At 37.7% G+C, this 8,918-nt stretch carries 5 protein-coding genes; 3 read left to right on the top strand and 2 right to left on the bottom strand.

Translation table 11 applies throughout. The features are described from left to right. Nucleotides 1-301 precede the first annotated feature (301 nt). A complete protein-coding gene (locus BGM26_RS19640) occupies nucleotides 302-1,366 on the bottom strand; it encodes an S-layer homology domain-containing protein (RefSeq protein WP_217041972.1) in 1,065 nt (354 codons plus the stop codon). 611 nt (nucleotides 1,367-1,977) lie between these two features. Between BGM26_RS19640 and BGM26_RS19635 the strand changes: the two genes are divergently transcribed. The 3 genes from BGM26_RS19635 (at nucleotide 1,978) to BGM26_RS19625 (ending at nucleotide 7,320) form a co-directional block, all read left to right on the top strand. Next, on the top strand, nucleotides 1,978-3,024 hold the full coding sequence (locus tag BGM26_RS19635) for a C40 family peptidase (RefSeq protein ID WP_217041971.1): 1,047 nt from the start codon (nucleotides 1,978-1,980) through the stop codon (nucleotides 3,022-3,024). 483 nt (nucleotides 3,025-3,507) lie between these two features. Then, nucleotides 3,508-4,788: an S-layer homology domain-containing protein gene (locus BGM26_RS19630; RefSeq protein ID WP_217041970.1), complete on the top strand. Its 1,281-nt coding sequence runs from the start codon at nucleotides 3,508-3,510 to the stop codon at nucleotides 4,786-4,788. A 651-nt stretch (nucleotides 4,789-5,439) separates the two neighbouring features. Beyond that, nucleotides 5,440-7,320, top strand: a complete 1,881-nt coding sequence (locus BGM26_RS19625) for an S-layer homology domain-containing protein (protein ID WP_217041969.1) — start codon at nucleotides 5,440-5,442, stop codon at nucleotides 7,318-7,320. 540 nt (nucleotides 7,321-7,860) lie between these two features. On the opposite strand, the gene BGM26_RS19620 is transcribed toward BGM26_RS19625, so the two are convergent. Then, a complete protein-coding gene (locus BGM26_RS19620; RefSeq protein WP_217041968.1) occupies nucleotides 7,861-8,913 on the bottom strand; it encodes a DNA-processing protein DprA in 1,053 nt (350 codons plus the stop codon). Nucleotides 8,914-8,918: the final 5 nt, after the last annotated feature.

Below are 8,918 nucleotides of genomic sequence, written 5' to 3'. Positions count from 1 at the left end.
TTTAATAACGAAAAGAGGGCTGCCCTCAAAAGTCATTTTTGATGACTTTTGGGACAGCCCCTCTCATCAAATTTACCCATATGAAACAAACAGATAAGACCGATTTGTCCATGAGGCGTGCCAGGCACCTAGTAAAGAAGCGCAAATTAACCCACAATAAGTTGAATAGTTAAGAGAAAGGAAGCCATCCTCAATGGATTGGCTGCCTTTATTATGTTAGGAGAATAACAATAGTACAGTGTCCTTACACCGGATACAAATTCCATTAAAATGTCCACGGACGGTGCCTGACACCTTTTTCTTAATACAGTTCTTCCTCATCAAAGTAAGGAATATAATTATAGATTTTCCATTTTCCGCTAGCTGAATCTTTTTTCAGCTTATAGGACCCGTCCATATCAACCGTCATATCAAAATTAAAGTTGGGATCTTTACTTTTAAAAACAAATGTACCAACCATACCTGTGACTTTAGCAGTAACAAATCGATCAGATTTTGATTGAATTTGAATGTTCAAGTTTGTGTCATCTATATGAATACTTAACTGCCCTACTTCCTCATCCATAGGGAGTTCAGCTAATTCAATTCCTTCCACTATATAATAACCAATTCCATTTTCTTTATATAGCGCAACAAGTTCATCAACGGAATTTGATTCGGAAAGTCTATTTTCACGAATAATATGATCCTTCAAAAACTTAGTGATTTCTTCATTTGAAGGTAGATGAGATTGCTCCTGCTGTAAGGCTCTATGAATCATGACAATTGCTTGAGCTCTTGTTGCAAAATTCCGCGGTTTAAAGATTGTGTCATATCCTTTGACAATTCCACTTGCTGCCGCTTTGTTTACATAGTCAAAAGCCCAATATTTTGGGTCAACATCCGTAAACGTATGGGAAGTTCCTTCTGGAAATTTAACTGTCTTTTCAAATGCAAGAACAATCATTTTGGTCATTTGATCACGTGTAATATTCGCATTTGGCGCAAAAGTACCATCATCTTTCCCGTTAATAATTCCTAGACCGCTAGCAATATTAACATACTCAAAGAACCAATCACCTTGTTTGACATCCGGAAAAGCTTTTGCCGCACCGTTATTCTTTAACCCAAGTGCATTTACTAAAATTTTCACGAATTGTGCACGAGTAATTTTATTATCCGGCTTGACGGTCATATTAAGATCTTCATCCATGTACCCGTCAATAATATCCGCAGTGATGAAATCATCCAGCTCTTCATATGCCCAATAGTCTTCATCGATGTCCGTGGGTATATAATGATCGAACGTTTTCTGACCTGAAGCAAGGGCAGAATGGAAAGGCATAAATACAAAAGCAAAAACTAGTAATACCTTTAATGCTTTCAAGCGGTGTTTCCCCTCTCATATAGAAAAATTGTGTATTTCGATTTTGATCATATACGGAAATAAACAATTAATCTATGAGGAAATAATGGAAATAAACAGTAGCAATACCACTCCTCGAATTTTATTGAACGTTTATTCCTAATATAAAACAAATATGATGTATCTACATCATATTTACCATGAAGGATAATCTAGTTTTCTAAGTACAGCCAACACAATTTGATGGTGCCAGCAAACGAAATCTCACTAACTAATTAAGCGAATCTATTCTATTACTAAATAGCTTTGTTACCATTGCTAAAGTAGCTTCGACCCCATTTCCTTCATATATAAAGGTAGCGGTGACCTTTTCCCTTAATTTTTGTTAGGGGTGCAATTACAGTGTTCGTGTATCGTGGACAAATCGGGTTGAAATGTCCACGAGTGGTGCCTGACACTTCATTATGACATTTTATTTCCATATCTATCATTCTATTTGAGTGTTTTTTTACCATAAAAACACATTGTCTATAACAATATTTAGCATAATTGTCCAAAAGTGGTGATGGACACCGCTCTTTATGATAAAATAGTTGCATAAATTAGTATTTTTTAGGAATGGAGGATGGAAAATGAAGAAAAAAGTCGCATCTCTTGCTACCGTTGCATTTCTCTCAACATCTATTACAACCAATGCTTTAGCTTCTACATATACAGTACAAAAAGGGGATACCCTTACAAGTATTGCCAAACAGCATAAAACTTCCATAAGCGAGCTCATGTCTATAAATAACCTGACATCAGATTTCTTATTCTACAACCAAACTCTTAAAATTTCAGTGTCCGCTCCCCCTGCCACTCAGAAAAATGAAACGGCACCTTCCTCTTTGAAACAAACAGCACGTACCTATACTGTCGTTCCAGGAGACAGTCTCATTAAAATCGCTAACAAACACGAAATAACTTTGGCGGAGTTAAAGATTTGGAATAACATAGACACACATATCATATACCCTGGACAAAGTTTGAAAGTATCCAATCCATTCTCTGCTCCAACAAATGTACCTGCAAAAGATTCCTTGGCCAAGCCTGTGACAATTGCTCCACCGGCAAGCAGCAATCAGTTAGAGTACAAAGTAATAAGTGGAGACAATTTATCACGAATAGCGTCCCAATTTGGATTAACCATTCAGCAGTTAAAGGACGGAAATAACTTAAAGTCCGATTTGATATTCCCAGGTCAAAAGTTAATCATCAATGGACAGCTAAAACCAACGGTCGAACAAAAGCCTGTTGTTACTGAAAAGCCTGCCAGTAAGGACAGTTCCCTAATTAGTGAGGCTAAGAAACTGATTGGTACCCCTTATTTATTCGGCGGTTCCGATTTGAATGCCTTTGATTGCAGCGGATTTATTTATTTTGCTTTTAACAAAGCTGGAAGCCCAATAAACAGACTTTCTTCAGAAGGCTATTATAGCCGGTCATATTATGTGGATTCTCCTCAGCCAGGAGATCTAGTCTTTTTTGCAAATACGTATAAACAAGGTATATCCCATATGGGAATCTACATAGGCGATAATCAATTTATCCATGCGAGTCCGACAGATGGAGTGGAAATCACTAACCTTAGCAATACTTATTATCAAAAGCATTTTGATGGGTTTAAACGCTTTTATTAATTCATATAGAAGTGACCATCTTCAAACGTGGTCACTGAAAAGCCCATTTAAAGTATAAAGAAGTTGATTATCTACTATTTGGAGATAATCAACTTCTTTTATTTACTATGAAAAATGGTGCCAGGCACCGCTCGTGGACATTTATCCATATTTGTCTTTTTCGAATAGACAGTAAATTCATCGAGCATCAAATGTAAACATTTGCCCATTCGTAGAGACGGTTTGTCCTATTTTTTATTTTTAGGAGGATATTAAATTTATTCTCTATTTAATAAACAAAACAAAAGCTTTTAAACATAGAGGATTTGACACTAAAGAAGTGACAGATGAGGAAAATGTCCCCTTCCTCACTTCCAAGTCATTACGAACGATACATGGCACCAACCTTTATGGGAAAATTGTGAAATAGCCATGTACATTTTACCGTTTCTTTTATACTATTAAATAGACAATAGGATTTACATAAAATTGGAGGTAAATATCATGAACAGGGTATTTCCTGTACTTTTAGTTTTAGCGTTAGTCTTTTCATTTGGAAATAGCATGAGGACACAAGCTGCTTCACCAACTGACTGGTGGACGGAGCAGGATGCGAAAGTATCGCCATATGTGTATTCACTATTATTGGATCGTGCTGGATTTGCAGCGTATATTTACACAGATACGAAGATTAGTATGAATCCCCAGAATTTGTCTAACTTTACAATTGAAGAGCGATTTGAGAATTTTTTTATTGGAAGATTTTATAATGACTCTAATAAAGTCTTAGTAACCAAAGATGGGTTGATTGTATCTTACATGCCGAAAGAAATTGCTCATACCATTATTCCAAATCAAAATTTTCTCGATGTACAAAGTGCAGTGAAAAGTTTTGTAGGTCCGACTATTTCAAAGACGAACTATATAAATTTTTCAAGTTTGGAAAGTAATAAGGCTATAGTTTTTTATGGTGGTTATAAGGCAAAAATGCTCATTCCATCTGAAAGTAAAATAAATGATATCGGACTTGCAATGGTATACGGTAACAGTTTTGGTAGAAGTAGATACGGTACGATCGTTCCAGGTTCATTACAGCCTGGTGTAACACACTCAATTTCAACCTCTGTTTATGGTGAGAAAGGTAATGGTGTTCGTAATTATATTGATGATGTACAAGTCTATGACAATAGGGCAAATATGATGAGTGTTTTTTATACGAGCAACAGCTCTATTGATGTTCAAGGAATGGAAGATTACAAAAAATACGATTTAACAAACAAATTCTTACCTGTCATAAGTGATGTAAGTAGTAACTACTGGGCATACGATGATATAAAATGGGCGGTATTACAAGGAATGATTCGTGGATATGAAAATGGTTCATTTAAACCTGAAAACACTTTGACAGAATCACAATTTGTGTCTCTTCTATCGAAGTATTACGAAATCAATACATCTTTGGATGGAAAATCTTCCACCTACAATGAAGACGGGGCATATATTTATTTAAAGAAGTACAATTTACCTCTTAAAGGATACGCAAATAAGGCCGAGCGGATGAAACCAGTTTCTCGCGGCGTTGTCGCTCAAGCTTTTTCGATCACACAAGGTGGTCCAAAGGACTTAAATGGAGCAGTACAATTCTTATATACACATGATATTTCTACTGGCCGTAATGGCGTTAAAACAGTTGAAAGCTACGGGGCTTCCGAGAATTTAACACGTTCTCAAATCTCTGCATTCTTTAAACGTATGAACACTGCCAAGTTAACAGAGATCCAGTAAGATTAGTAGAGAACCTGGCAAAATCGTAAAAATAATATCAAGTTTAATGGATAATTATTCAAATTCTCGATTAAGATGGCTGACCATAGGCTGAACTCTCAAAACCTATTAGCCAACTTTTACGATTGCTACAAGAAAATGACAGAAGGGAAGTATCCCCTTCTGTCATTTTCTTTAGGTGTCTGGCATCCCTTGGATTGTAAAGTGACGGGCACTGTTTGTTAACGAACCAAAGGATTTGGGAGTATTCAATCAAACGTTTGATTGAGCCGTATGTTCCCATTTTAATTGACCATTCGCGAGGGATAAAGGGATAAAGATCCCCTTCTATCATTTACAATAGGTGACTTGCATCCATTTGGATGCCAATGTACCGGGCACTGTTTGTTAACGAACCAAAAGATTTGGGAGTATTCAATCAAACGTTTGATTAAGCCTTATGTTCCCATTTTAATTGGACAGTAGCGAGGGATAAAGGGACAAGGAACCCCTTCTGTCATTTACATTAATCCATTTGGATGCTAAAGTACCGGTCACTGTTTGTTAACGGGCCAAAGGATTTGTAAGTATTCAATCAAACGTTTGATTAAGGCGTATGTTCCCATTCTGTTAAACTATGGCGGGGAATAATTGGACAAGGGAGGGATTTTTATGAAATATTCACAAGTTATTTTTATAGTATTATGCGCTCTTATGTTTTTATGTAAAGAGAGTGCAGTCGCTTCTGCTTCTTCAAAACAAAAAATAGGGATCGTATTTTCTCAAGTTACTGAGAATTATGCAACGATCACTAGACCTGGCGGAACTTTAAATGGGCAAATCATTGATCCTAAGATTAAATATTCATCATTCAGCGATAAAAGATTAAAATTCCAGCTATTATTAGATAAATACGGGTATGAGTATGGCCTAATAATTGATCGGCAGCTAGCAGACATCAATCATTTAAAACAGTATGATTCAATCATTTTCCCTAATACGGTTATGATGTCCAAAGAACAGCGCCAAGCAGTGAAGGAATACATCCGTCTCGGAGGGGGAGCCATTTTAGCATTTACGATAGCCCGAAATGAAGCAACTAAGTACCCAAATGGGGATAAAGATCTCGATTTAAGTCCATTGATTTACGATACGAAAACATGGATATGGGAATGGGATAATTTGAGTGAGGTTTTCCAATCGGCTTTTATTAATGATGTAGTGATCAAGAATTATCAAATAAAGCCGATCGGCAATCATCCGATTATTAGCAATACACTTAAGAAGCTTGGCAAAGGAAGCTTTCAATTAGAAAATAATCGGCCTGATGGGGAGTGGATAGAAGTAATCAAACCTTATCCAGGGGCCCATGTAACACCCCTTTTAGAATATAGTTCGATTGGCTCTTCTTCCGTTCCAGCCCATACACCGAAACAGACCGGTGCAGCGTATGCTTTCGAATTTGGACAAGGGAAGGCCGTCTACTTAGGTTTCAAATCGATTGATCATATTGGAATAGACGAAAATGTGAACTGGGAGGATGTTAAGACCAGAGGGTTAGCATGGGATGGGCTTTCCGGTGGTCAAGATCTAGAGGTTTTCTTGATGGAATCCCTTGCCTGGACGGCAGAACGAGGGAATTTCGACCATCCAATTGACCGAAATGTATCAATTTCAATTACTGGGGAAAGTTCCTATTTAAGAGCGAATGATTATGTCTTTTATGCCACTGTTACCTCCGAGAGCAAAGGAAATACAATTAGCAGAGGAACAATGGTTGTGGAATTAATCGGACCGGATGGACAGAAAAAAGCTTCGTATGAACGGATAGTTCCTGGACTAGTCCCTTATGGAAAGAGTTATCCAGAAAAAGTCCAATTCACCATTCCAAAAAATTCTCCTACCGGTATTTATACATTAAAAACCTATTATCATAATGGAAGAAGCGGGAAAGACGGACTGAAAATTGCTGGAGATACGAAAATTTTTCACATTCAGCCTAAAAAAGCGGTTGGAATCTCCCCTTTCCTATTTAAAGATGTAGGACCAGGCCATTGGGCTGCGAGAGATATTTATAACCTAATTGGAACAAATATTATGAATGGCACCACTCATAATACCAATTATTATCCTGATCGCTCAATTACGAGATTAGAGGCAGCCACACTAATCACAAATGCATTAGGTTTATCCCTTAAAAATCGGCCGGATCCAAAACTGACAGATGTGAAACGAGGCCAAGCTGGTTATGATGTAATTGCAGCAGTAGTTGATGAGGGGATTTTCTCAGGATCTAACGAAAAATTCAACGCCAATAGTACGTTAACACGTGAGCAGATGGCAAAGATATTAGTTACAGCCTTCCGCTTATCCGGACAAAAGAGTAACTCCTTTTCCGACATAAAGGAAGATCGCTGGTCAAAACCATATATCGATGTGCTCGTTTCAAACAGAATCACCGTTGTAAGCGGACAGTTTAGGCCCCAAGAGATTACAACTAAAGCACAATTTTCTGCCTTTTTACAACGTTCAATTATTCGGCATGACCAATAAATCGATGAGGTGACTGGCACTGCAAAAGTGCTGGTCACTGTTTGTTAGCTAACCATTCTGCAATATCTTTAAAAAATCCAAACTGCAATACATTTATGCTCCTAGCAAAACCAATATCAATTATAATAAGGCTATTTTTCAAACTTTATTGCTTTCAACTAACAATATTGACGTTTTGAGAAGATTTATCTTCGAAATTATGAATTTATCTTCGAAATCAGTTAATTTATCTTCGAAATTTCCGATTTATCGACTTCTCGACAAAAATCGATCGTAGTCCCGACTTTTTAAAAGCAACAAACGTTTAGAAAAGAGCCTTTAATATACACACATATTAGTTATTTTTCTTGTATCTGACGATTAGTGCTTTTAATCACCATTTTATAAGGGTTTGGAAGCATTCAATCAAACGTTTGATTAAGGTGTATGTTCGTATTTTGTTGACCTATGGGGGTGGATACAAAGGCACTTCTTCTTTGCTTCCAAGAAAGAAGCACTCATTCAAATAGATCATATTGGCTTCTACTTTTTCAGAACTGCTCATAATTTATAAACAATATTCCCCCTTATAATAATTTTCTTTTCAAGTTCTAAGTCAAGGAGCTGGTCCATTAAAACGGTTTCATTGATGTTCAGCCCATTGGCTAGCTGAAGGATTGTGGCGGGAGCTCGAGAAAGCATTTGTAGAATGTTGTTATCAGGGCAAGGTGTGGCTGATGGCATATTTTTCATAGCATTTTTTGCTGTTTGAAGGCTTCGGATTCCTAGATATGGCGGGATTCCGCGGGATAATAGGAGGTTTGTTCCCGCTCCTTCTGGGGTATCAATTTGATTAGGAACGGCATATACAGGTTTGTTATTTTGAGATGCAAAGTTGGCCGTCCAAAGGGCTCCACTTTGCTCACCTGCTTCAACAATTACGAGTTCAGTAGACCAGGCGCTGATTAAGGCGTTTCGTTCAAGAAAATGTTTGGGTTTAGGAGGCGTTCCGGGTGGATATTTCGAGAGGAACGTCCCGCCATTTTCTAGTATCTTATGATAAAGCAGTCTCTGTTCAGGGGGATAACAAATATCTGGCCCGCATCCTAGAAATGCAATTGTGTATCCTCCTTTCCTAACGCATGCGGCTTGGGCATAGCTATCAATTCCTTTCGCAAACCCGCTAATTACAGGAATGTTTAGCTCGGCAAGTTCTTCACCGATCCATTCTGCTATTTTCCTTCCATAGGAAGAGCATCTTCTCGCCCCGACAACTCCGACTGATGTTTGGAACGGTTTCAGTTCTCCTCGAAAATATAGCAAAATGGGCGATTCTTTACACCCTTTTGCAAACTCAGGATAGAGTTCGTTATCAAAGACAAACAACGATACGCCGCTTTTTTGGGTCGCTTTCATGATACTTTCCGCTTCCTTAAGACAACGACTGGAGGCAATTGATTGGATTGCCTTTTTTGTCATTCCATGTACTTCAGATAACTCATCCTCTTTAGCCCCATATACTGCTTTTGGGGTAGGAAAATGGGAAAGCAGTTGTTTTTGCAAAACTGGCCCTACAAATTTTATCCTGCTTAGCCAAACCCAATAAATATCCATTTTAC

The sequence above is a fragment of the Bacillus sp. FJAT-29790 genome (genome assembly GCF_019039215.1).
Taxonomy (GTDB): Bacteria; Bacillota; Bacilli; order Bacillales; family Cytobacillaceae; genus Cytobacillus.
Note: the sequence above shows the minus strand (reverse complement) of the source record. Positions and strands in the feature narration are given on the sequence as shown.